Below are 22481 nucleotides of genomic sequence, written 5' to 3' on the forward strand. Positions count from 1 at the left end.
CGATCGGGGAGGGAGCGGCGGCCTGCTCCATCACCAGGTCGGCGTGACTCGGCTGACCGCCCAGCTGTCACCGGGCGGGCTGCGGGATGCGGTGTCTGCCTCAGCCGCGCGACCACTTCTGATGGGCCCACGGGAGGTTGGCTGGCGCAACCCAGTAGTTGTTGAAGAACCTCACAACCTGCGTGGAGTCCGGCGCATCCAGCCCGGGCGGGGGCAACTCTCGGCGCTCCGCCGGCCGGGAGCACCCCAGAATGGCCTGCTCGAATCCGGCCGGGTTGTAGTAGTTGAGGCAGTGACAGACTTCCGTCCCAGTCACCTTGAACTCGTGCACGACGTTCCGCGGGAGGTGGCCGAGGCTACCCGGCCCAAGGACGACTTTCTGCCCACCGATGATGGCTGTCATCTCGCCGGACAGGACGTAAAACGCCTCGTCCTCGAACGGGTGGATGTGCGGAGGTGGGCCGGACCCGACCGGCATGAACTGTTCGATGACGGAGTACTCACCGTTGGTGTCCTCACCGCTGGCCAAAACCAGCCACAGGATATCAAGCAGCCATCGCGCGGGGGCGTCGTCTCTGCTACGGGCAAAGGGATTGCCAGATACGATCAGATCCATGACGATGACCTCCAGGAGCTGTGAAAGCGCACCTTTGCTCCGGGATAGTGGACTGTTCCGACCAGCCACTTGTTCGCCGGGCCCGCCTGCTTGCCAGATGGCTCAGGCTGGATGCAACAAGCGTCACGCACAGACGGCGCATAACCCGGCCTTGGTGAGCTGCTGGTCCGGCCTACGGATTACCTCTAAATCTCACTGAAAATACGCTACCGCAGCTGCATCAGCGCGTCTAACCTATCGCCGGCAGGGGCGACCGCCGGTAGCCGCCACGTGCCCGACGGGATGTGGTGTGCTGTTCGGTGCGCTACTACCAGGCCTTCGGGAAGTGTCGGAACGGGAATTAGCGGTAGCGGGGCGATCTTGATTCCGGTCACACCGGCGGACTCGTCTCGGTGGTCGACGCCTTGTCGGCGATCGAGCGGGTCGTGCCACGTGAGCGGCTGGCCGAGGCACTCGCCACGATCACGGTGGTTCCGGACAGCGATGGGCATGACGACGCAGAGTGGCGGGCCAAACTGGTCGCCCGCTACGGCACCGTGCGAAGCTCCATCCGCCTGAGGTTATCGACTTCGGCGCGGTCGAGACCGGCGCCCTCGTGGTGAAGGCTCTCAAGCGGCTGCCGGACCTGATCGGCCGGAAGAAGGTCGGCGCGGAGGAAGTCGCCTCCGAGCTGGTGACCGGCTCGTGACGGCGGCTGCTGTTCGCCAATCCCCAGCTGCCGCACAGCCTGGTCGACAAGGCCGCGTACTCGTTCTGCGTCCTGGAGCATCTGCACCGCCCGCTGCGCTGGCGGGACGTGTTCGCCAGGGACGGCGACCCCCGGGCGAAGCTGCTGGCCGGGGAGAAGTGGACGGCAGTGGAGCCGTCAGCACGATGTGGCCGCTGGTCCAGGTAGGGCGCTCTGCTCAGTCGGCTCACCAGACGCCTCGCTTGCAGCGCGTGGAGGTCGTCAGCCAGTCGCCTTGGCGATGATGCGTTCCATCTCCCCTCGGCCGAAGGCCCGCAGAGTCGTGGAACGGATGTTGCCCACCCCGCCGAGATGCAGGAGTGCTGCAGTGGCAGTTTCGTCGTCGGGTGCCTCGACGACGGCCACGAGGTCGTATGGACCGACGGTCCAGTAGATGTCCAGGAGCTTCGCCCCGATCTTCTGTACCGCCGTACCGAAGGCCTCGGCGCGCTTCGCGGTGTCCTTGTAGTCTCGGACACCCTGATCGGTCCAGTTCAGCAGCGTGATGTACGTCGGCATTTTCTCTCACCTTCACGAGGAAACACATCGCGAGGTCAATTCTGGACATCGGGGCTGATACCTGCACGGGATGCGCACCCGAACGAGCGATACTGGCACCCACAGGCGGTTGATCACGTTGGTTGGGTCCAGGAAAGGCACTCGCACAACAGCCACGCCGACCTGCAGTGTGGCTTTGTTCACGGGTAGTGAGGCGTCGTTTTCGACGCGAGATCAGGCGTCGCACGCTTGCGCGATTGGCCAGGTGTAGGCCGTGCGCATCACTGCGGAGGTCCGGTGCAGCACGCACTGGCGAAGCGACCCTTCGGGCACGCTTGGGTCCTCGAAGTCGTCGGCCGGGTCCCGGATCATGCCGATGCGGCGCATTACTGCCTGGGAACGCAGGTTGTAGACGGTTGTAGACGCAACCACTTCCGGTAGTCCGAGGGCCTCGAAGCCGAAAGCGAGGCAGGCCAGGGCAGCCTCGGTGGCGTATCCGTGACCTCACGCCGAACGCGCCAGACGCCAACCGATGTCCACCCCCGCGAACGACATGTCCTCGCCCACCTCGTCCGATCGGTCTCTCCAACACGCATCTGCGCTACCTCACCCGTCAACTGACGCCCTACCGCCGGGAGATCGGCTCGCGCTGGCGGCGCCTGGCACCGGAATGCCAGACCCTCCGAGTTCTGGCCCATCTGGCATCGGGCACTGCACCTCCAGCAGTCGGATCGGACGTCACCGCACATCCAACCGCCACCCCGGCGAACCTATGCGGTCACAGCACCAGCCGGGCGCGTCCGCCGTCCGCGGGGGTGGGACGTGCCGCACGGACGCCTCGCGCGACCGTCTCCCGGACGCCGCACGTCCGTAGAGCGCCCGGTGTTCAACTCATCCCGGATCGAGGCGATTGCGTCTCAGGTGTTGCTTCACCTCTTGACGGTGATGGTCCGGACCTTTAGCTTCACGCCTTAAACAAAGTCCATGGAATGCACTCAACACCCGTACATCACAGCGGTGTTGGGACCGCGTTCCGCCACCCCCGCGTGAAAGGCCAATTCCCCCCATGGCCAGACCCCTGCTCGCGGTCGCATCCCTCGCCGCACTCGCCCTCTCCGCCGGTCTCCTCATGGCCGGCCCCGCCCAGGCCGCCACCGGCACCATCACCGGACTGGCGGGGAAGTGTCTCGACGTCGCCGGTGCCGGCTCGGCCGACGGCACGGCCGTGCAGCTCTACGACTGCAACGGCACCGCCGCGCAGCAGTGGACGGTCGGCTCCGACGGCACCATCCGCGCCCTCGGCAAGTGCCTCGACGTCACCGGCGGTTCGACCGCCGACGGTGCCAAGGTCCAGCTGTGGTCCTGCACCGGCGCCGCCAACCAGAAGTGGACCGTCACCGCCGCGCGCGACATCGTCAACCAGCAGGCCAACAAGTGCCTGGACGTCACCGACAGGTCGTCGGCCAACGGCGCCCGCGCCCAGATCTGGTCGTGCACCGGCGCGAGCAACCAGAAGTGGACCGCGCCCACCGCGGACAGCGGCCCTCCGCCGGCCACGTCAATGGCCGTGGCGCCGTACCTCTACAACGGCTGGGGCAGCCCGCCGAGCCCGACCACGATCACCAACGCCACCGGCGTCAAGTGGTTCACGCTCGCCTTCGTCCTCAGCAACGGCTACTGCAACCCGCAGTGGGACGGCAGCCGTCCGCTCACCGGCGGCGTCGACCAGCAGACCGTCAACACCGTACGCGCGAACGGCGGGGACATCATCCCCTCCTTCGGCGGCTACAGCGGCAACAAGCTCGAGAGTTCCTGCTCCAGCGCGGGCGAACTCGCCGCCGCGTACCAGAAGGTGATCAACGCCTACGGGCTGAAGGCCATCGACATCGACCTCGAGGCCGACGCCTACAGCAACCCGACCGTCCAGCAGCGCACGGTCGACGCGTTGAAGACCGTGAAGGCCAACAACCTCGGCCTGAAGGTGTACATCACCATCGGCACCGGGCAGAGCGGCCCCGACACCAGTCTGATCAACCGGGCCGCCTCCTCCGGCCTGGCTGTCGACGCCTGGGCCATCATGCCGTTCGACTTCGGCGGCGCCGGCCGGAACATGGGCAACCTGACCGTGCAGGCCGCCGAGGGCCTCAAGAACGCGCTGAAGAACGCGTACCGCTACAGCGACGACCAGGCCTACCGCACCATGGGCATCTCGTCGATGAACGGCATAACCGACCAGAACGAGACGGTGACGGTCGCGGACTTCCGTACCATCCTCAGCTACGCCCAGCAGCACCACCTGGCCCGTCTGACCTTCTGGTCAGCCAACCGCGACCGCCCGTGCACCGGCGGCCCGGCCGACAGCTGCTCCGGCGTCGGCCAGTCCGCCTGGGACTACACGCGCGTCTTCGCCGCCTACACCGGCTGATCGCATCTCCCATCCCCATCGGCCGACCCGTTCGGCAAGGAGGACCCGTGTTCCGACTCCCACGCCCCGCCACCAGATACCTGGCCGCAAGCCTGGTCACCATGGCGGCGGCGTCCTTCCTCACGGCCGCTCCCGCGGACGCCGCGATCCCCGCGGACCCCGGCACGTCCGCCCCGCGCGCGGCCGCCGCCGCCCTGCCCACCGACTGGGCCACCGTCGTCAACGCGGCCAGCGGCAAGTGCCTCGACGCCCGCGCCGCCGGCACCGCCAACGGCACGGCGGTTCAGCAGTACGCGTGCAACAACTCCACGGCGCAGCAGTGGAGTTTCACCGCGACCAGCGGCGGCTACGTACGCATCAACAACCGCAACGATGCCGGCCAGGTCGTGGACGTGACGAACGTGTCCACGGCCGACAACGCCCCGGTCCAGCTGTGGGCCTACGGCGGCGGCGCCAACCAGCAGTGGCTGCCCGTCGACGAGGGTGGCGGCGCCTACCACTTCGTCAACCGCAACAGCGGCAAGTGCCTGGACGACCCCGCCGCCTCGACCGCCGACAGCGTGCAGCTCGTGCAGTACACCTGCAACGGCACCGCCGCCCAACGCTTCCAGGTGGCCCCCGTGACCCCGCCCGCAGGATCGGTGGACCTCGGCCCGAACGTGGTCGTCTTCGACCCGTCCATGTCGTCGTCGACGATCCAGAGCAGACTGAACTCGATCTTCAAGCAGCAGGAGACCAACCAGTTCGGCTCCCAGCGCTACGCCGTCATGTTCAAGCCGGGCACCTACAGCGCCGACGTCAACGTCGGCTTCTACACCCAGGTCCTCGGCCTCGGCCTGACCCCCGACGCGGTGACCGTCAACGGCGCGGTGCACGCGGAGGCCGACTGGTTCCAGGGCAACGCCACGCAGAACTTCTGGCGCGGCGCCGAGAACCTTTCAGTCAACCCGACCGGCGGCAACGACCGCTGGGCGGTCTCGCAGGCGGCCTCGTACCGCCGAATGCACCTGCGCGGGAACCTCGCGCTGGACGACGGCGGCTGGTCCAGCGGCGGCTACCTCGCCGACAGCAAGATCGACGGCCGGGTCAACTCGGGCAGCCAGCAGCAGTGGCTGACCCGTAACGCGCAGCTCGGTAGCTGGACCGGGTCCAACTGGAACATGGTCTTCGTCGGCAGCCAGGGCGTGCCCGCCACCAGCTTCCCGAACCCGCCGTACACGACGGTCGCACAGAGCCCGGTGACCCGCGAGAAGCCCTTCCTGTACGTGGACGGGGCCGGCGCCTACCAGGTGTTCGTCCCGGCTGTGCGCACCAACTCCACCGCGACCAGCTGGGCGAGCGGCAGCGCCGCCGGCACCTCCCTGTCCCTGGACACCTTCTACGTCGTGAAGCCGGGCGCGACCGCCGCGCAGATCAACGCCGCCCTGGCCGCGGGCCAGAACCTCCTGGTCACACCCGGTGTCTACCACCTCGACCAGACCTTGCGGGTGACCCGGCCCGACACCGTCGTCCTGGGCCTCGGCCTCGCCACGCTCATACCGGACAACGGGGTCACGGCGATGACGGTCGCGGACGTCGACGGTGTGAAGATCGCGGGCGTCCTCTTCGACGCGGGCACCACCAACTCGCCCACGCTGCTGGAGGTCGGCCCGCGCGGCTCCACGGCCTCCCACGCGGCGAACCCGGCCTCGCTGCACGACGTGTACTTCCGCGTCGGCGGCGCGGGCGTCGGCAAGGCGACCACCAGCCTCGTCGTCAACAGCGCCAACGTCATCGGCGACCACATGTGGATCTGGCGCGCCGACCACGGCAGCGGCGTCGGCTGGACCAGCAACACCGGCGACACCGGACTCGTGGTGAACGGCGACAACGTCACGATGTACGGCCTGTTCGTCGAGCACTACCAGAAGTACCAGACCGTCTGGAACGGCAACGGCGGCCGGACGTACTTCTACCAGAACGAGATGCCCTACGACCCGCCCAACCAGGCGGCCTGGATGAACGGCTCCACCCAGGGCTACGCCGCCTACAAGGTGGCCGACTCCGTCACCAGCCACCAGGCGTACGGCCTCGGCAGCTACTGCTACTTCAACGTCAACCCGGGCGTGACCGCCGCGCGCGCCATCGAGGCACCGAACAACCCGAACGTGCGCTTCACCAGCATGGTCACGGTCTCCCTCGGTGGCACGGGCACCATCAGCCGCGTGATCAACAACACCGGAGGCCCGTCCAATTCCGCCAACAACGTCGCGAACCTCACCAGCTACCCGTAACCGTCCCGGGTCATGACGGGCGAAGGTCCCGCAGCCCGGGCTGCGGGACCTTCGGCACGGTGGAGGCAGGTCAGGCGCGGGTCAGACCGGAGGCGTCTGCCAAGGCGAGTTGGTCAATGATGTCCAGGCAGCGGCTGCGCAGGGCTGGGGGCTTTGTCTGCAGAGCCTGTCGCCCGGCAGCCGCTCGGCCGTGCCGCACAGTTCCGTGGCCTGCTCGCCGCAGGGCCAACGGACCTGCGGCGATCCCTCGCCCGGGCACGGTTCGACCAGTCGGCGGCAAGGGCCCGGGGCTGCTCGAAGGGCCACCCGGGGAACGGGGGCGTGCGGACGCTACCGTCCGGTGTAGGTGAACTCGTCGGCCGGGCTGGTGGGAGAGGTGGCTTTGCCGACCGTCACGGTGATGTCAACCGTTTGGTGGTCGTCGAGCTGACCGGGAGCGGTTGCGGTGATCTGGCCGGTGGAGACGAACTTGACCGAATCGGATGCCCTGTCCTTGAAGTGCACGGTGGCGCCATCGGCGAAGCCCGAGCCGCTGATGGTGACCGGGGTGCCGACCTTTCCGCTGGTCGGGCTGACCGCACTGACCACCACAGGTGCGGGTCCGCCATAGCCGAACTGCCCCATCGCGACGGCCGGGGAGGTGCCGAGGGTGTTGGTGACGCGGACGTGGACGACGCCGGTTCCGTTGGGGACCTGAGCGGTGATCCTGATGCCGGAGGGATCGATGTCGCGCTTGGTGCAGGCGAAGTGGCCGAAGTCGACCATGCTGTCCGGACTGAAACCGGTGCCGTTGATGGTCACCGTGGCGCCTGGTGCGCCGAAGGTGGGGGTCACGTCGGTCACCACCGGCGCGGAAGGGACGGCAGGCGCCTCCACCAGGTCCAGGTAGGTGGAGTTGGCGTGCTGAAAGGCGACCTGGCCGAGGAAGTCCTGGGTGGTCTTGTTGACCAGGTTCTTGGCAAAGCTCGTGTCTCTTATCTGCGGGATCAGTACGTGCAAGATGCCCGGGCGGATCTCCGGGGCGGCGACGCAGCCGCAGTCGTGCAGGCCGGGTCGCGGTCCTCTTCGCCGGGGGTGGCGGTGCGGGCGTAGTCGGCGAACTCGAAGACCAACAGGCCCGCCGCCTGCAGGACGCCGCTGGCGTTCGCGTCTGTGCCAATGTCCAAGCCGGTCCCGTCCGCTCTGGAGGTGAAGGAGGCAACCACGTGTGCGGGGCATCCTGTTCGCGGCTTCCCGCGCAAGGACGTCGTCCACTGGGAGCGTCTTGTGGTACGAGGGCGTGCTCCGTAGGACGCCCCCAGCGCCGGCAGGAGGCGCCTGGCGCGGCCGGGGTAGCCGGTGTGCACCCGCCGTCCCGACCGCGCACGGTGCGTACGGACCGTCAGAGCAGCGAGTACAGCAGCTTGTTCGGCGATCCGGTGCGCGGGTTCTGTACCTTGCCGCTGGTCGCCCCGTTCACCAGGGCGTCCCGCACCTGCTGCGGTGTCGCGGCCGGGTGGGTCGCCAGATACAGGGCCGTGACCCCCACGGTGTGCGGGGTGGCCATCGACGTACCGCTGATGGTGTTGGTCGCGGTGTCGCTCGTGCTCCAGGACGAGGTGATGCTCACGCCCGGGGCGAAGAGGTCCAGGCAGGTGCCGTAGTTGGACCAGGAAGCCCGGGTGTCGGTGCTGTCGGTCGCGCCGACGGTGATGGCCTCGGGGACCCGGGCCGGCGAGGTGGTGCAGGCGTCCTGCGGCATGCCGAGGATGTTGCCGTTGCCCGCGGCGATCGAGTAGGTCACGCCCGAGGCGATGGACCTCTTCACCGCGTTGTCGAGCGTGGTGTCCGCGCCGCCGCCCAGGCTCATGTTCGCCACGGCAGGCTTCACGGCGTGCGCCGTGACCCAGTCGACGCCCGCTACGACACCGGCGGTCGTGCCGGAGCCGTTGCAGTCGAGCACTCGCACGGCGACCAGTGAGATGCCCTTGGCGACCCCGTAGGTCTTGCCGCCTACCGTGCCCGCGACATGGGTGCCGTGGCCGTTGCAGTCCTGCCCGTTCTGGCCGCCGCCGACGGTGTCCGTCCCCACACTGGCGCGCCCGCCGAACTCGCCGTGCGAGGTGCGGATGCCGGTGTCGATGATGTATGCGGTGACGTTCGAGGCGGTCGTGTTGTACGTGTACGTGGTGTTCAACGGCAGGTCGCGCTGGTCGATCCGGTCGAGACCCCAGGTCGCGTTCTGCTGGGTGTCGGTGATCCGGAGAGTCTGATTCTGCTGGACGTACGCGACCTTCGGATCCCGGGCGAGCGAGGCGGCCTCGGCTCGCGACAGCTTCGCGGAGAAGCCCTTCAGGGCGCTGCGGTAGACGTGCCCGAGAGTCCCGTGGTGCTCCTGTGTGAGGGAACGGGCCGTGTCGGCGGGCTGGTTCGTGGCGCCGTCCTTCAGGACGACGATCCAGCTGTCGGAGATCGCGGTGGACTGCGGGGCGAGTCGCAGATCGGCGTGGGGGGAGCTGTGAGCCGGGGTGCCGACCATCTGGAACCCGGCCACGAGCAATGCGGCGGGTAGGAGGGCGCCTAGACGGCGGAGGGTGGCGCGCATATGCGGTGCACCTGACCTTTCACTGTCCGGATCGCGGGCAATTGCGGGTTGTGCGGTGCGCGTGGGCACTCATGCGGCGCCCGTCCTATTCATGGCATGTTCAAGTCAACGTCAAACATGTGTGAAGGAAGGTGTTTCTCAAAGGACTTGGAGCCGGTCGGCTCGCGCAGGCCGGGGCAGGGCGCGCCCATTTTCGGGTCATGTCCCCTGGGGTGGTGTAGCCGTGCCGAGCTGATCACGCCGCTGGGCGGGGAGTTCGGTGGGCGTGTGTTCCTCGGGGCAGATCTCGTTCCTGCGGCCCTCGGGCAGGCAGTGGCGCGGGGAGGCGTTCCACGGGAAGGCGATCCACTCTTCGTGCATCTCGAAGAGCACGGCGGTCGTCAAGCCGTTCCAAGGCACCGGAGTTGGGGAAGACCCGCACGACTGCGCTCGGCGCTGGACTTCTCGGTGTATCCGCTCGAACGGGCTACTCGACTGGATCTTCTTCCAATGTCGGCCGGTAAGTTACCCGCTACAGCGTACAGGTCGCCTGTGAATGGCTGGAGTTGCTTGGACGGCGCCGCCGCAGACGGTGCCGGATCGGACCGCTGTGCGGAGAGGCTGTCATCCTCGACACCTGGTGTTCTACCGGGGCGGCAGCCGAGACGGCGACGGCGGGACGATGCTGCGGGCGTCGTCGCGGTCGACCGGGCCACCATGGGCCCCTAGCGCCTGGCCGGGAAACTCAACTCCTGTGCCCACCTCCACCACTATGTGTCCGCCTCCGCGTCGGCCAGACGGCACCGGCCGGCCAGGAACCTTGGCAGGAGGGATGGAGGCGGCACTACCCGCTCTTCCCGCGGCTGCTGTTCGTCCTGGACTGCACCGGCCCCCGAGGATCCGGCAGCCAGCGCGGACGGTGAGACGGCCGGCGGCGCAGGCCGGGAGCAGGATGCCGGTATGCGGCGGGAGGCCGATGCAGTGGTGCGGGGTGCCGGCTCCTTGCCGGCGCCCCGCACCACAGCTCAGCTCTCGGGCACAGCCTCCTATGTCTGGGGCGCGAGGTCCGGGCCCAGGGAGGAGAACTTCTCCTGGGAGACGACTCGCTTGGGCGGCCAGGTGATGTTCTTCGGGGGCCACTTCTGGCCGGTCTTCTTCAGGAACCACTCGGGGGGCTCGTACATCGGCGGCTCGTAGCCGTCGGGTAGCGCCGTCCTCCACGGCACCCCGCGCGTACGCTCCTTGAACTCGTCCTTGATCGCCTTGAGCCGGTCGGGCTGGGTGACGAGGTCGACGGCAGTGGCCGCCAGATAGCGCGCGGCCGCGAGCACGGCGGCCTGGCCGGGGGCGGCGGCCGCGCAGGCCGCGGTGGACCAGGTGTGCATCTTGGTGCCGATGGGGGCGAGCGCCGCGCCCATCGAGACGGTCGGCACGTTCCAGCTGATGTCGGCGACGTCCGTGGAACCGCCCCCCAGGAAGGCGGGGTTGGGCGGGGCAAGGTCGCCTATCGTGTCGTGCATGCCCTTCTGCGGCAGCCCCAGGGACGCCTGGAGGTCCTTCGCGAGCTTGTGCGCTTCGTCGGTGAACTGAGGCGGCCCGATCTGCCGCATGTTCTCGTGCAGCAGTTCCGCGAACGACTTGGAGGGCAGCTGGTTCCAGCAGGCCGAGGTGATGCGGTGACGCACGCTGGTCTGGCTGGCCTTGGCCGCGGCCTCGGAGACCGCGATGACCTTGTCCAGGAGAACCTGTACGCGTGCGGGGCTGCCCTCGCGGACGTAGTAGGAGATCTCGGCTATCTCGGGGGTGACGTTGGGGATGTCGCCGCCGTTGTTGATCACCCAGTGGAGCCGTCCCGAGGGGGCCAGGTTCTCCTCGCGCAGGAACTCCGACATGGTCGCCATCATCACGGCCGCGTCCAGCGCGCTCTTGTTGCCCAGTGGGGTGCCGCCATGGCCCGCGACGCCGAGGAAGGTGAAGGTGACGGCGGTCATCGCGGTGGTGGAGCCCCACCCGGTGGCGTTGGCGGTCGACGGGTGCCAGTCGAGGAAGGCGTCCAGGCTGTCGTACACGCCCTTGCTGACGGCGTAGGTCTTGCCGATCAGCGTCTCCTCGGCCGTCGAGCCGAAGAACTTCACGGTCACCGGGAGCTTGTGCTTCTTCGCCGCCTGCGCGACGGCGGCCGCCGCGGCGGCCGCGGCCGTGCCGAGCGCACTGTGTCCGCAGCCGTGACCGGGGCCGTAGCTGGGCGCGAAAGGGTCGTGGACGTACTCGCGCGGGTCGTGGTGGCCGACGCCCTTGTTCTGTGAGAGGCCGGGCAGCGCGTCGTACTCGCCGCTGAAGCCGAGCACCGGTCCGCCGCTGCCGGAGGTGAAGGTCGCGGTGAACGCGGTCGGGAAGCCCGCGGTGCCGAACTCGACGCGGAATCCGGCCTTCTCCAGGAACGCCGCTTCGGCGAGCGAGGAGTTCCACTCGCGCAGCGAGAGTTCGGAGTTGTCCCAGATCTCGGAGTTGAGCCCGGTGACTCGGTCGGCGTTGGCGGTGATCCAGGCAAGAGCGGAGCTCTTGGCAGGACTGTTCTGGGCAAGGCCCGTGGGGGCGCGGTAGCCGGCGGCCGGACTGTCGTCTGCGGCGGCTGCCATCGCTGGGTCGGCCTCGGCGGTCATCGCGGCGGCAGTCACGCCGGCGGCGCCGAGGAGTTGCATGATGCGTCGTCTGCTGAGTGTCGGGCCGCTCGTGTTCAGAGGTTCGTGCTCGTGCTCATGCTGATCGTGCAGGTCACACACTTGGACCTCCGGGGGTGAGGTTAGGTGTAATCGGCAAGCGCTCAGCAACATTGGCCCCAGAACTTTGCTTCGTCAACATCCTGGGGCGACAAAGTTGTTACTCAGAGGGCATGAACGACCGCGGAGGGCTTTGGGATGAGGGCGCACGGCAGCGGGGGACAGTGAGCGGCGAGCGGGCTGGCCACGCCTGAGGAGCACCTCATGTCGGTCCGATTTGTGCTTGCTGGGCCGGCGTCCGCGCATGACTCGGTCCAGTCGGCAGCCGTTTACAACCTGACCACCGGACGACTGGTGGGCAGCACGGCCACCCTCGCGCCGCTGGCCGACGTGGTCATCGGGCTGACTCTGGCCCGCTCCGCCGGTCGCATCGGCACCGGCAACGGAGGAATCGGTGGCGCCCTGGCCCTGGTACTGGGGCTGATCGCCGCGGTCCTCGGCTGGCCCTGGCCCGCTCCCGCCGCACCGCCACACCGGCTGCGGCTGACCGGCTGCGGCTGACCGGCTGACCGGCTGACCGGCTGACCGGCTGACCGGCTGACCGCAGCGAATGCAAGCACGCGTTCAGGTCTGCCCGTCAGGCAACGTTCGCCCTGATGACGGCTACGCTTCCGGTGTGAACGATGAGAAGGACGGTGGGAACGGCGCGAGTTGGCGCGGGCTGCCGGACCTGGTGCGGTCTACCGTTGTGCTGCAATTGGTTGGCCTCGCTTTCTGCGGAGGTGTCGCCTTGGTTGCCTGGACATTCGGGTGGCTACCCGACCCGCAGTACATTGCCCTCATAACTGCCATGTTTGCGGCGAAGCCCGCGGGTGAGTTGTACTGCGCGGGTCCGCCGCGTCGGCTCGCTGCTGCTGCCGCCCTGTTCGCGTTGATTGCGGTGGCACTGCTCGTTGCTGCGACAGCAGACTGGGCCTTTCCGGTGGTGGCTGATCACGACCTTGGATTCCTCACGGGTTTCCTTGTCGGGACACCCGTCGGCGCGGCCGTATTGGCTTGGTTCTACAACAGGGCGAATGTTGCCTGATGCGGCCCTAGCAGGCGCCGCCGGCCTTCGAGGTGAGCCCGCCGATCTGCTTGAAGCACAAGGCCACCTGGCGATCGACACAGCGGTCCCGGATGTCGCAGGCCCAGGCCAAGTCCGAAAGGTCGGTGATTCGGGCCGCTCTCGCCACCAACGATCAGCCAGTCGATCCCCCCCAGCCTCAGGGACTGGACCAAGACTCCGAGCACTTCGCCGCCGTCCTGGCAGAGGGCGGCGGGGCGACGCTCGGCGTCGCACCCACCGGGGGCCGGCAGTCCGTTGGCTGAGAACGGCATTTTTCGTTCGCGCGCCATCCGAATCCGGCCCTGAGACGTAACCAGTGTGGAGAGAGTTCCTCAGCGAGATTCAGGAGGAGCAATGGCCATCTTCAGCAAACTCATACCTGCAAGGAATGACGACCACCGCTCGTCAAGGCACCACGGCGGACACGGTTCACATCACCGCAAGGGACACGGTTCGCACCACCGCCGCGGACGCCGTTCGGGTCACCGCAGCGGACACCGCCATAGCCGCCACTGACCGAATGAGTGCTGGGCGGGCCGGAGACTGGATGCCCCGGTCCGCTTCGCAGACCCCCGAGACGCCGTCGTGGCGGCCGCGCCCGCGATGGCACCGCGTGAGGTGTTCCGGCGGTTCTGGCCCTGCACCCGCGGCGGTCGGCGATGGCTCGTCCCCGTTCTCCTCTTCAGCCTGGTCGGCCCGGCCGTGAACGCCTCGGAGATCTGGCTGTTCAAATCCGTCGTGGACGCTGTGCTCGTCCCCCGCGATCTGCGGCCGCTGCTCTGGATCGCATCGGTCTACCTGGGGCTCATCGTCTGCTCCGGGGTGCTGCGGTTCGCCGACGACGTGGCGTCCACCTGGGTCGACGAGCGCTTCCTGCTCTCCCGTCGGGCCGATGTGTTCCGGCACGACCAGGGGCTGCCGCTCGGCTTCTTCGAACGCCGACGGCTCGGGGACGTGCTGTCCCGCATCACGGGCGACGTCGACGCGGGCGAGAGGTTCTTGCTCCCCGGGGTCGCCGACGCCCTCTACTGCGTGGTCTGCCTGTGTGTCTACTTCGGCATGCTGATCTACCTGCGGTGGGACCTGACTCTGCTCGCCCTCGCCATCGTGCCGCTGTTCTGGGCCGCCGCCCGGCACTTCTCGCGGCTGATCAAGGCCGCGTCACGGGAACGCCGGCGCCGCAGCGGCCCGCTCAGCGCGGTCGCCGAGGAGGCGGCGGTTCTCCTCGACGGCACCGACCTGCGGGGCCTGAGCCTGTCCGCGGTAAGGGAGAACGTCGCGGTGGTGTTCCAGGAGAACCTTGTCTTCCACGGCACCGTGCGGGAGAACATCGCCTACGGCCTGCCGGACGCAACGGACGCCGACGTCGTCTCGGCGGCGCGCGCGGCGGACGTGCACGGGTTCATCGAGCGGCTCTCGGAGGGCTGTGACACGCTGGTCGGTCAGCGCGGCCGGACGCTGTCCGGCGGACAGTGTCAGCGCCTGGCGATCGCCCAGGCAACGATCAGCGACGCCCCCGTACGGCTGCTGGACGAGCCGACCACCGGACTCGACGTCCGGTCGGGCCGACGGATCATGGACCCGCTGCGCCGGCCCATGGCCGGGCGGACCACCGTCGTCATCTCCCACAGCCTGCTGACCGTCCGGGTGGCCACCCGCAACGTGGTGCTCGACCACGGCCGGATCGTCGAGCACGGCGCCCACGACGACCTGCTGGACCGCAACGGAATGTACGCCCGGCTGCACCGGCTCAGCGCGGGCGCGGTGCTGTCATGAGCGCCCCCGTCCCCTGGCCCTCGGGGACGAAACCGGCGCCGGGCTACGTGATCCTGGAGCATCTGGTGCGCACCGGCTGGCTCGACGTCTACGACGCCTGGAGCGAGGAACGCGACTGCCGGTGCGTGATCAAGGTGGTGCGGCCGGACCACCGCGGCGAGCGGCGGCTGGGCGAGCGGCTGCTGCGTGAGGGGCGGTGGCTGCGGGACTTCTCCCATCCGCACCTGGTCCGTGGCTACGAAACGCTCAAGTCGCCCGAGCCGCTCGTGGTCCTGGAGACGCTGACCGGTGAGACCCTGTCCCACCTCGTGCACCGGATGCGGCGGCGGCCGGCCGCCACCGATGTGGCGCTGCTCGGGGTGCAGATGTGTTCGGCGGTCCACTACCTCCACGGTCGGGGCCTGCTCCATCTGGATCTCAAGCCCGCCAACGTCGTGGTCGACCGCGGCCACGCCAAGGTACTGGACCTGAGTCTCGCCCGGCCTCCGGGGCCCGCGCCCGCGGGGCTGGGCACCTGCTGCTATCTCGCTCCGGAGCAGGCCCGGGGCGGGCCGCTCACGGCCGCCACCGACGTGTGGGGCATCGGCATCACGCTGTTCGAAACAGCCTGCGGAGAGGAACCTGTCGCCTGCGGGCCCAGCCAAGCTGCGACAGACAGCCACGACCATGACACCGGTGACCGGTATTGGCAGCTCGAAGAGGCCGCCCCACCGATCGGGACCCGGCGACGTCTGCCGCTCGCCCTCGCCGCCGCCATCGACACCTGCCTGCGGGCCGATCCATCATCCCGGCCCACGGTCGCCGCACTGGCCTGCGCCCTCAAGGCAGCGCTGCCCCCGTGACACCACCCAGCCGCAGCCCCAACCTCCCGAGCCCGCACAGGACGGTCTACGGGCGAGCCATGGCAAGAGCGACACCGCCGTCAGACGCCCGCAGGCGTCTGAAAGCAAGTTCGAGCCGACGCCCCTGCACGACTTCGTGCAGGCCCTGGCCGACCACCACCCCAGCGACGCGCACGATGACAGAGCCATCCTGGCCGTGCGCACCCCGCGCTGAAGCCGCACAGACCCACAGCGATGCGGCTGAGGCGGCACCGCCGGGTCACGACATCGCCCCCTGAGCGGTCACCCGAAGCGATCTCGGCAGAGCTCATTACGCAAGGTCGCGAGATCACGCAGAGGAGCGGCTGTGTGGTGGATACGGCAGGGGCAGCGGACGATGGACGAGGGAGCAGAGCCGAGGAGAAGGCTTCCCGATGACTGTTGCGAGCCGCGACAGGCTCCGGCGCGTTGGCCTGACGGCCCTGCGGATCGTCGCCGTTGCCGCGCTGTACTACGCCTTCGGCAGGCTGGGACTGCTCCAACAACTCGTGCGCGGCCAGGTCACGCCGCTGTGGCCTCCGACCGGGATCGCCCTGGCCGGCCTGCTCCTGTTCGGACTGCGGGTCTGGCCCGGGATCGCGCTCGGCGCCTTCCTGATCAACATCCCACTGGGACCGACGACCCCCGCCGTGCTCGCCATCGCGGCAGGCAACACACTCGCGCCCCTCTGCTCCTACGGACTCCTTCGCCGCAGCGGGTTCCGCACCCAGATGAACCGTTTCCAGGACGCGCTCGCGCTGGTCTTCCTCGGTGCGCTCACCGGCATGCTCATCAGCGCGACCGTGGGCAGCTGCAGCCTGAGCCTCGCCCACGCGCTGCCCCCCGGCGGATTCTGGCTCACGTGGTGGGTCTGGTGGACCGGCGATGCCATGGGCGTCCTGCTGGTTACGCCGCTGCTGCTCGTCCTCCGCTCGGCGCACTGGCCGAAGGACATCCCTCGATCCGGATGGGCGGAGGGATCGCTGCTTGTCGTGGCCACCATCGCCGTCGGCCTCCTGCAGACCTCCCCCGCGCCGCTGCTCTTCCTCGGCTTCCCGCTGCTGACCTGGGCAGCCTTCCGCTTCCAACGCGCCGGAGCCACACCCTGCGCGCTGGCCGTGTCCACGTTCGCCATCCTCGCCGCCACCCGCAGGACAGGCCCGTTCGCCGGGCACACGCTGCTCACCGACATGATCTCACTGCAGGCATACAACGGCGCCGCCACGCTGACCGCGCTGCTGCTCGCCGCGGCCATCACCGAGCGGAACCAGACCCAGGCGAAGATCGAAGAGGCCTGCAGGCGGCTCGCCGAGATGGTGGCCAGAGCCGCACCGGACACCGGCGGCCTGTCAGCGCTTCCCGACGCCCAGGACGACGGGGAGGAGAACGGCGGGCAGACGCGGCCGTCGTGATCAATCAACAACTGCGACGCGGTGCGCGCGGCAGCGGCACCGCCGCGATCCTCGCAACCCGAAACACCACCCTGTGCCGCGCCCACGCTGCCCGCCCAGCCCGGGCAGCTCTGGCCGGCGTGCCCGGCTTCGCCTCCGTCGACGGGCTGGCATCCGTCGTCGCCGCCGCAGCACTCCATCGCATGGCGATCTACGGCCGGCGGGCACACACCTCGCCGCGCCCACTTGGCCTGCGCATAGGGCCCGCACAGACGACCACACCCGGCTCCACGGTGAGAAAGGGCACATCCCGCCCGCCCGAATACGCAGCCCTGAGCACCACGAAAGCCCAGGCCACAACCAACATCTGAGGTCTCTACCAAACCCGAAGCGGTTCACGGAGATGATTTGTTAGGCGTTCTAACATTGCTAGGTAGGCCCCACGACTGGGTGCCCACTGCGCACGGCCTCCCCCATCCCTTCGGATCGAGGCCGCGGACGTCCGCCCACACTGACGCCCGCCCAAACTCGTCCCCGACAGGAGGAGGACTGCATGCTCGAAGCCGCAAACACGCCCCGCCCCGGGGGCGAGCCGCCGAAGGCCCCGATCGAACGCCGCCACCTCGGCGGCACCGAACGGCGGCGCCACGGCCAGGAGGCCGAGAACCGGCCTCCCGTCTCCCGGCAGGAACTCAGCAAGGCCCCCGCGGAACTCATCGAGGAGCCCGGCCCCAGGGTCAACCGGCGCGTCTTCGTCATCGCCTCGGCCGTCATCGTCGCCTTCTCCCTCTGGGCCATGCTCGTGCCCGCGCACGCCGCCGGCACCATGCAGACCATGGTGGCCTGGATCGCGGAGAACCTCGGCTGGTTCTACGTCCTGACCGTGACCGTGGTGATCGCGTTCGTCCTCTGGGTCGCGCTGTCCAAGGAGGGCTCCGTCCGGCTCGGCCCCGACCACTCCCGGCCGCAGTACAAGCTCTTCACCTGGGTTGCCATGCTGTTCGCCGCCGGCGTGGGCATCGACATGCTCTTCTACTCCGTCACCGGGCCCATCACCCAGTACATGGCTCCGCCGTCGGGCGAGGGCCAGACGGGCGCGGCCGCCCAGGACGCCGTGGTCTGGACCATGTTCCACTACGGCGTGGCCGGCTGGTCCATGTACTCGCTGCTCGGCATGGCCATGGGCTACTTCGCCTACCGCTGGGGCATGCCGCTGTCCATCCGGGCCGCCCTGTACCCCCTGCTCGGCAAGCGTGTCCGCGGCGGGATCGGCGACACCATCGACATCGTCACCCTGGTCGGCACCGTCTTCGGTGTCGCCACCTCCATGGGCATCGGCGTCGTGCTGCTGGACGTCGGCTTCGCCTGGCTGTTCGGCCTCCAGGAGGGCCTGTCCCTGCAGATCGCGCTGGTGGTCGTGGCCGTGATCATGACCATCGCCGCCTGCACCTCGGGCGTGAACAAGGGGATCCGGCTGATCTCCGAGCTGAACATCTGGAGTGCGGCGGCCATGCTGCTCTACATCCTGGTGACCGGAAAGTCGGCGTTCCTGCTCAACGCGCTGGTGGAAAACATCGGCCGATTCGTCTTCTCGCTGCCGGACCGAACCCTGCAGACCTTCGCCTACCAGGAGGGGGGCTCCAAGTGGATGGCCGGCTGGACCCTGTTCTTCTGGGCGTTCTGGCTGGCCTGGGGCCCGTTCGTGGGCCTTTTCCTCGCCCGCATCTCCCGCGGCCGGACGCTGCGCGAGTTCGTCATCGCCGCCATCACCGCCCCAGTGCTCTGCGACTTCCTGATCGTGAGCATCTTCGGCAACAGCGCCATGTACCAGGTCCTGCACGGGAACACGAAGTTCGCCCAGCTGGCCATGCACAGTCCGGAGGAGGGCTGGTACGCGCTGCTGAAGATGTTCCCCGGCGCCGGCTTCCTGATCGGCCTCGGCACACTGTCCGGACTGCTGTTCTACCTCACCAGCGCCAACTCCGGCGCCATGGTGATGTCCAACTTCTCCTCCTCGATCCCCGACCCGTCGCAGGACGGGGCGAAGTGGCTGCGCATCTTCTGGGCGGTGCTCACCGCGGTGCTGACCATCGCGATGCTGGTGGCCGGCGGGGTCACCACCATGGAGTACGCGACGCTCATTTTCGCCCTGCCGGTGACGGTCATCGCCTGGCTGGTGATGGCCTCCTTCTCCAAGGTCCTGCGCATGGAACGGGCCGAGCGCGAGGGCCAGGTCCTGCGCCGGCAGTCGACGGCGGCGCGCGGCGGCCACGTGCCCGAGCGCACCTGGCGCCAGCGGCTGGAGCGGATGCGCTCCTACCCCTCGAAGAAGCAGGTGGCCCAGTTCATGGAACGCGCCGTGCAGCCGGCGCTGGCCGACGTGGTCCGCGAATTCGCGAAGCAGGGCTACCAGGCCACGCTGGACCTGGTCCCGAACGAGGACACCGGCGTCTCCAGCCACGCGCTGGTGGTCACGATCCCCGAGCACCGCAACTTCCACTACCAGGTGCAGGCCGTCGAGGCTCCGGTGCCGATGTTCGGCGGACGCATGTCCCGCCAGACGGACGTCTACTACCGGGTCGAGGTGTTCACCCAGACCGGCTCCGAGGGCTACGACCTCATGGGCCTGTCCCATCAGCAGGTGATCGACGACGTCCTGGACCGCTACGAGGCGCACCTGGGCTTCCTCAGCTACTCCGCCGAGCACGACTACGCCTCGGTACTCACGCCGCCGACCGTGACCGCCACGGGCGCCGTCTCAGTGGTGGAACCCGCGGAGCCGCAGGACGACGCCGGTGCGGACACGGCGGGCAGCGAGCCGAAGGCGTAGGCGCCGTTCCACCGGACGCCGGTGCCCGCGCCACCCGCTTCGCAGCCCCACCGCTTCACCACGCCACCGATTCAGGCAACCTGATCAGCCGTATCAAGCTGGACCTCGGCGTCCGTTGGCAGCACGGCGCCCGTCGCCAGTGGCGGAGCCAGGGTTCAGTTGAGGTCATGGCAGGTGCTGTCGGATCGCGGTCCAGGCGACGAGTCGCCCACGGACCGGGCCAGGTTCCAGGTAACCGACCAGGCTGTCCAGATGGGCCGTCAGGTTCTTGTGCCGCCGCAGCTCGCGGATCTGCTCGATCGGAAGGTCGCGCCAGCCCTCGGCGAGACCAGCGGCCTGTGTGTGCGTGAAGGTCAGTGCATCGAGCGTGTCGGACGCCAGCGCCTCTGGACTCCAGTCGGGGTCCGTGTCGTCAGGGCCTAGCCGGTCGATCACCCACATCCGGAGCGTGAAGTCCTGGTGAGCCACCCGCGCAGAGGGCCCCTCGGCGTTGTCGAGCATGCGTCGGTTCGCGAGCAGCGACAGCTTCGCCCACTGGCGACGGGTTTCCTGGGAGTGGCCGGAGTTGTAGGCGTGTCCCTGCGCGGCGACGCGTGCGGTCTCAAGTTGCTGACCGTGGGCGTCATGGATGAACGTCTGCAGCTGGTCGAATGTCCACGTGCTCAAATCGTGGCCTTGTTCTTCTCGATATGCGTCGCTACTCAAGGTCCCCCTCCTGGTCGTAGGCATGCCGAGGCTGATGACGGCCTTCTGGGACCGCGTGTCACTCTGGGCGAGCTTGTCCTCGGCGCCGGCAAGGCTGACTTTCAGTCCTTCGACCTCGCCGAGTCTGCCTCCTATGTGCGGCGCCTGACAGAAGGGCGCCGCAGCGTGCGGAGGGAGCGGGACGGGCGATGACGGACGTGGACGTGGGTAGTCGCGACAGGCTGGCCTTGGCGGTGCTGACGCAGTACCGGATGACGACCATCGAGCAGATGCGCCTCATCCTCAACACGGTCCCGCCCTACCTCGGCCACTACGCCCGCGAGCTCGGCTTGCTGTCCCTGGGGAGGACGGTGGCGCATCCGACGTCCCGTCCGGCGGTCCGGCTGCGGCTGCCGGACCGCGGGCTCGTCCGCGAGGGCTACCGCGCCGACCTGGTGCTCTTCGACCCGGACACGGTGGCGGCGGGCTCGACGTTCGAGGCGCCGCGCACCCTGCCGGTGGGCATCCCACACGTGCTGATCGACGGGCGCTTCGTCATCGAGGACGGCCGCCGCACGGACATGCTCGCGGGCCGGTCCGTACGGCGTACGCCCTGTGCGGACTAGGCCTGGTGCTCGGGGAGTTCACATCCCTTGCGGCCCAGGTCGAGCTTGCTGCCGTCGACAACGCACGGCACGATCCCGTAGGTCTCCTGCGCGTAGTGAGTGCCCTGGCGGACGGTGATGCGCCCCTTGCGGTCGACCTCGCAGGGGTTGTTGAGCGTGCACTGCCCGCCGTCCTCGTTACCGGTGTTGTTGACGGCGATCACGCGTCCGGTGTGGTCGTCGATCACCGGGGAGCCCGACGTGCCGCCGATGGTCTGGCACGCGGGCGTGTAGCGCACCGAGTCCTTCCAGGTCCACCAGTACTCCTTGAGCTGGTCCACGAACCCGTCGACGGAGCACTTGTACTGCTTCTTCCAGTACCCCGACGTCACGGTGATCTCGGTGTTCTTGCGCGGGTGGCGCGGGTCGAGCAGCAGCGGCCGTACGTGGTACTTGCTCTCGATCTCGGCGTAGGTGGTGGTCGTACGGTACAGCGAGATGTCGGTGTCGGTCATCGTCGCGTACGAGATCTGGTCGGCCTGGAGCGTGCCGAGCACCCCGGCGTCCTCGTCGAGGAGCTTGAACGTGCGGGTGGACGGCTGGTCCACGATGACCTGGCCGGCCTTCGGGAAGCCGCTCTCGATGCAGTGCCCGTTGGACAGTACAAGGGCGGGGTCGTCGGGCTGTGACTGCGGGGTGCGCACGACGGAGCCGGAACAGTTGCTGAGCGCGACGGTGCCGGCGAACGTGACGGGCGCGTCGTTCGGTCTCGCGCGGGTGCCGGCGTCCCCGCCCGCGGTCGCGGCGACGGCGGGTGCCGCGCCCGCGCCGAGCAGGGCGAGCGCGAACGCGGCGCCGGTGAGCGCCTTGCCGATCCTCGGTGAGCGACGTGCCGTGCGGGTCATCGGTGCTGCAGGTGACATTGGGTGGAGCCCCCTTGCCGACGCCGGGTGTGACGTCTGTAGCCGATGGTTGCCGTGTGCATTCTTCGGTGCCGACGGGCGGCGGGACAAGGGGGTGGGATCAAGTCCGTGTCCCGCCGCGTTCCGCGGGCGCGGCGGAGGCGGGCACAGGCCAGCCCCGATCGCATGAGGGACAGAACTCGCGCTCGGGGTGCGCGAATTGGTGTTCTTCCAGGTCACGTCGGCTCCGGCGGGGTCGCCGGAGCCCCCGCGATTGCGGTCCGGACGTGCTGGCCTGGCGGCTCGGCTGATGGTTGATCAGTAGGCCGTCTATCGGGCTGGTTCGGGGCTCGGGTTGCGGCGGAATTGCCGACGGGCCGAGCGATCCGAGATTTGTGCAGCGATCGCGCGCCCAGCGACAAGAGCCTCGGGGCCAAGCTCCTCGACACCACGACCAGCACATGGTCACACCGACGGGAGGGGGGACGGCTCTTGTCAGGCGT

General features: G+C 68.7%; 17 protein-coding genes and 3 pseudogenes. 10 read left to right on the forward strand and 10 right to left on the reverse strand.

Annotated features, from left to right (window positions below):
- Window positions 1-100: 100 nt before the first annotated feature.
- From ACWC91_RS22055 to ACWC91_RS22065, 3 genes and pseudogenes are all read right to left on the reverse strand, one after another.
- Window positions 101-616, reverse strand: a complete 516-nt coding sequence (locus tag ACWC91_RS22055; RefSeq protein WP_225077330.1) for a cupin domain-containing protein — start codon at window positions 614-616, stop codon at window positions 101-103.
- A gap of 949 nt (window positions 617-1565) precedes the next feature.
- Window positions 1566-1862 carry a GYD domain-containing protein gene (locus tag ACWC91_RS22060; RefSeq protein ID WP_141365497.1) on the reverse strand — a complete coding sequence of 99 codons (297 nt, stop codon included), beginning with the start codon at window positions 1860-1862 and terminating at the stop codon, window positions 1566-1568.
- 213 nt (window positions 1863-2075) lie between these two features.
- Window positions 2076-2414, reverse strand: a pseudogene (locus ACWC91_RS22065) (GNAT family N-acetyltransferase); the annotation flags it as partial.
- Window positions 2415-2907: 493 nt separating this feature from the next.
- Here ACWC91_RS22065 and ACWC91_RS22070 point away from each other — a divergent pair.
- Entirely contained in the window at window positions 2908-4266 is a 1359-nt protein-coding gene (locus ACWC91_RS22070; RefSeq protein ID WP_450643429.1) for a lectin, read from the forward strand.
- Window positions 4267-4367: 101 nt separating this feature from the next.
- Entirely contained in the window at window positions 4368-6539 is a 2172-nt protein-coding gene (locus ACWC91_RS22075; RefSeq protein ID WP_450726014.1) for an RICIN domain-containing protein, read from the forward strand.
- Between the two features lie 330 nt (window positions 6540-6869).
- On the opposite strand, the gene ACWC91_RS22080 is transcribed toward ACWC91_RS22075, so the two are convergent.
- The 5 genes and pseudogenes from ACWC91_RS22080 to ACWC91_RS22100 all read right to left on the reverse strand — a co-directional run bounded on the left by ACWC91_RS22080 (window position 6870) and on the right by ACWC91_RS22100 (window position 11804).
- Window positions 6870-7538 carry an IPT/TIG domain-containing protein gene (locus ACWC91_RS22080; protein WP_450644806.1) on the reverse strand — a complete coding sequence of 223 codons (669 nt, stop codon included), beginning with the start codon at window positions 7536-7538 and terminating at the stop codon, window positions 6870-6872.
- On the reverse strand, window positions 7526-7705 hold the full coding sequence (locus ACWC91_RS22085) for a hypothetical protein (RefSeq protein WP_450644807.1): 180 nt from the start codon (window positions 7703-7705) through the stop codon (window positions 7526-7528). Before ACWC91_RS22085 ends, ACWC91_RS22080 begins: the two co-directional genes overlap by 13 nt.
- A gap of 215 nt (window positions 7706-7920) precedes the next feature.
- Window positions 7921-9123, reverse strand: coding sequence for a S8 family peptidase (locus ACWC91_RS22090; RefSeq protein WP_281153964.1), 1203 nt, complete (start codon window positions 9121-9123; stop codon window positions 7921-7923).
- Between the two features lie 198 nt (window positions 9124-9321).
- Window positions 9322-9606 (reverse strand): annotated as a pseudogene (locus ACWC91_RS22095) (hypothetical protein); the annotation flags it as partial.
- 542 nt (window positions 9607-10148) lie between these two features.
- Window positions 10149-11804, reverse strand: a complete 1656-nt coding sequence (locus ACWC91_RS22100) for an amidohydrolase (RefSeq protein WP_281153962.1) — start codon at window positions 11802-11804, stop codon at window positions 10149-10151.
- A gap of 282 nt (window positions 11805-12086) precedes the next feature.
- Between ACWC91_RS22100 and ACWC91_RS22105 the strand changes: the two genes are divergently transcribed.
- From ACWC91_RS22105 to betT, 7 genes are all read left to right on the forward strand, one after another.
- Window positions 12087-12383 carry a DUF6223 family protein gene (locus tag ACWC91_RS22105; RefSeq protein WP_281153961.1) on the forward strand — a complete coding sequence of 99 codons (297 nt, stop codon included), beginning with the start codon at window positions 12087-12089 and terminating at the stop codon, window positions 12381-12383.
- Window positions 12384-12498: 115 nt separating this feature from the next.
- Window positions 12499-12909: a hypothetical protein gene (locus ACWC91_RS22110; RefSeq protein WP_281153960.1), complete on the forward strand. Its 411-nt coding sequence runs from the start codon at window positions 12499-12501 to the stop codon at window positions 12907-12909.
- 624 nt (window positions 12910-13533) lie between these two features.
- Window positions 13534-14706: an ABC transporter ATP-binding protein gene (locus ACWC91_RS22115; RefSeq protein ID WP_450726008.1), complete on the forward strand. Its 1173-nt coding sequence runs from the start codon at window positions 13534-13536 to the stop codon at window positions 14704-14706.
- A complete protein-coding gene (locus ACWC91_RS22120) occupies window positions 14703-15548 on the forward strand; it encodes a serine/threonine-protein kinase (protein ID WP_281153958.1) in 846 nt (281 codons plus the stop codon). The genes ACWC91_RS22115 and ACWC91_RS22120 overlap by 4 nt, the downstream gene beginning before the upstream one ends.
- 413 nt (window positions 15549-15961) lie before the next feature.
- On the forward strand, window positions 15962-16978 hold the full coding sequence (locus ACWC91_RS22125; RefSeq protein WP_450642218.1) for an MASE1 domain-containing protein: 1017 nt from the start codon (window positions 15962-15964) through the stop codon (window positions 16976-16978).
- On the forward strand, window positions 16975-17328 hold the full coding sequence (locus tag ACWC91_RS22130) for a hypothetical protein (RefSeq protein WP_450642217.1): 354 nt from the start codon (window positions 16975-16977) through the stop codon (window positions 17326-17328). The genes ACWC91_RS22125 and ACWC91_RS22130 overlap by 4 nt, the downstream gene beginning before the upstream one ends.
- Before the next feature lie 182 nt (window positions 17329-17510).
- The gene (gene betT, locus ACWC91_RS22135) at window positions 17511-19787 is read left to right on the forward strand and encodes a choline BCCT transporter BetT (RefSeq protein ID WP_281153956.1); all 2277 of its coding nucleotides are present in this window, start codon (window positions 17511-17513) and stop codon (window positions 19785-19787) included.
- Between the two features lie 165 nt (window positions 19788-19952).
- On the opposite strand, the gene ACWC91_RS22140 is transcribed toward betT, so the two are convergent.
- Window positions 19953-20492 carry a hypothetical protein gene (locus ACWC91_RS22140; RefSeq protein WP_281153955.1) on the reverse strand — a complete coding sequence of 180 codons (540 nt, stop codon included), beginning with the start codon at window positions 20490-20492 and terminating at the stop codon, window positions 19953-19955.
- 287 nt (window positions 20493-20779) lie between these two features.
- Here ACWC91_RS22140 and ACWC91_RS22145 point away from each other — a divergent pair.
- A pseudogene (locus ACWC91_RS22145) lies at window positions 20780-21097 on the forward strand (amidohydrolase family protein); the annotation flags it as partial.
- On the opposite strand, the gene ACWC91_RS22150 reads toward ACWC91_RS22145, so the two are convergent.
- On the reverse strand, window positions 21094-21951 hold the full coding sequence (locus tag ACWC91_RS22150) for a S1 family peptidase (RefSeq protein ID WP_450642223.1): 858 nt from the start codon (window positions 21949-21951) through the stop codon (window positions 21094-21096). The pseudogene ACWC91_RS22145 and the gene ACWC91_RS22150 sit on opposite strands and share 4 nt — an antisense overlap.
- Between the last annotated feature and the right edge of the window lie 530 nt (window positions 21952-22481).

It is taken from the genome of Streptomyces sp. NPDC001204 (assembly GCF_053598035.1).